Annotated in this window: 2 protein-coding genes; both read right to left on the bottom strand. The window is 66.0% G+C overall.

The genetic code is table 11. The features are described from left to right. Positions 1–904: FtsK/SpoIIIE domain-containing protein (locus tag ACGF5C_RS34825; RefSeq protein ID WP_393308681.1), on the bottom strand; the 904-nt coding region annotated here is incomplete at its 3' end. Between the two features lie 53 nt (positions 905–957). Next, positions 958–1,213, bottom strand: a 256-nt coding sequence (locus ACGF5C_RS34820; RefSeq protein WP_393308679.1) for a hypothetical protein, incomplete at its 5' end; no start/stop codon positions are given.

Here is a 1,213-nt window from a genome sequence, read left to right as displayed (position 1 = left end):
CCCCGACCGCGCGGCCCTGAGACTGCAACTGGCCGGTCAGGCGTCGGAACGTCTCCTGTTCCTGCCGCTCGGCATACGACGACAACGCGGCTGCCTCGTCGATGATGAGCAGGATCAGCGGTTCGTCCTGCGTCGGCACGATCTTGCGTAGACCGGCAGCACGCATCCGGGCCTGCCGTTCCTGCATCTCATGGACTGCCTTTTGCAGCAGGGCGAGGATGGTGGTTGCGTCGGTGGCGAATTCGACGAACAGCTTGTTTTCGCCCACGCCGAACTCGACACCACCTTTCGGATCGGCCAGCCACACGTCCACGAACCCCGCCTTGATCGCGGGTCCCAGGCCAGCCAGGATCGACCACAGCACCGAGCCCTTGCCGGAACCGGTTGCACCGGCGATCAGGATGTGCGAGTACAGGATTCGCAGCAGCCACGGCGTACCGTCCTCACGCACACCCGCCGGGACCGCTTCCAGATCCACACCCGCAGCCGTCACCGTGCCCTGATCGATATCCGTCACCACCGCCTCAGCGAGGGTGTCGTGAACTCGCAGTTCGAGCCGCACCCAGCCCGGAGCCGGAGACTCTGCGGTCACCTGATCGGCGCCGACGTGATCGGCGATGCGGGACCGGACATCCTCACTCGACCAGTCCGACAGGGTTTGGCCGGCACCCATCAGCAGGTCCACCGTCAGCCCATGACGCGAGTAGTCCCACCACTCGACACTCGGGAATCCCGTTTCCGGCGAGCCGAGCTTGAGCAATGCGAACATCAGCTGTGAATGCGCGGGCGAGGCGAACGACAGCACCGCCGGGCGCAACACCGCCGGAGCCTCTTCCAGTTCCCGTGCGAAGCCCTCCGCAGTAGTCGTGGCCGGACGACGCCCCCAGGGCAAGAGATACGTCATGAACGCGAGCGCTCCCACCGCTGAAGCGGCTAGGGGAACCATGTTCACCACAGTCATTGCGGGCCCTCCGGGGAGTCCTCCAGCTCGCAAAACAACTGGCAGCCGCGGTCATTGACCGGAGGCAATTCCGGTTCGGAACAGAACAGAGTGCAGCCGGAAGAGCCCGAGGCGGACGGAGCGGGTTCGTCGCACAACATGACGCAGCCCGGTTTGCCGGTGCTGTGTTCGACAGCGGCCGGTGCCACGTCGTGACGTGGGCCGAAGGCCAGCAAGCCAGCCACACCGAGCGCGGCAGCGGTAGCGCCGAGG

Origin of the sequence: Micromonospora sp. NPDC047620 (assembly GCF_043205005.1) — a bacterium.
Lineage (GTDB): Bacteria > Actinomycetota > Actinomycetes > Mycobacteriales > Micromonosporaceae > Micromonospora.
The sequence above is the reverse complement of the archived record's forward strand: the minus strand, read 5'-3'. Positions and strand labels throughout refer to the sequence as shown.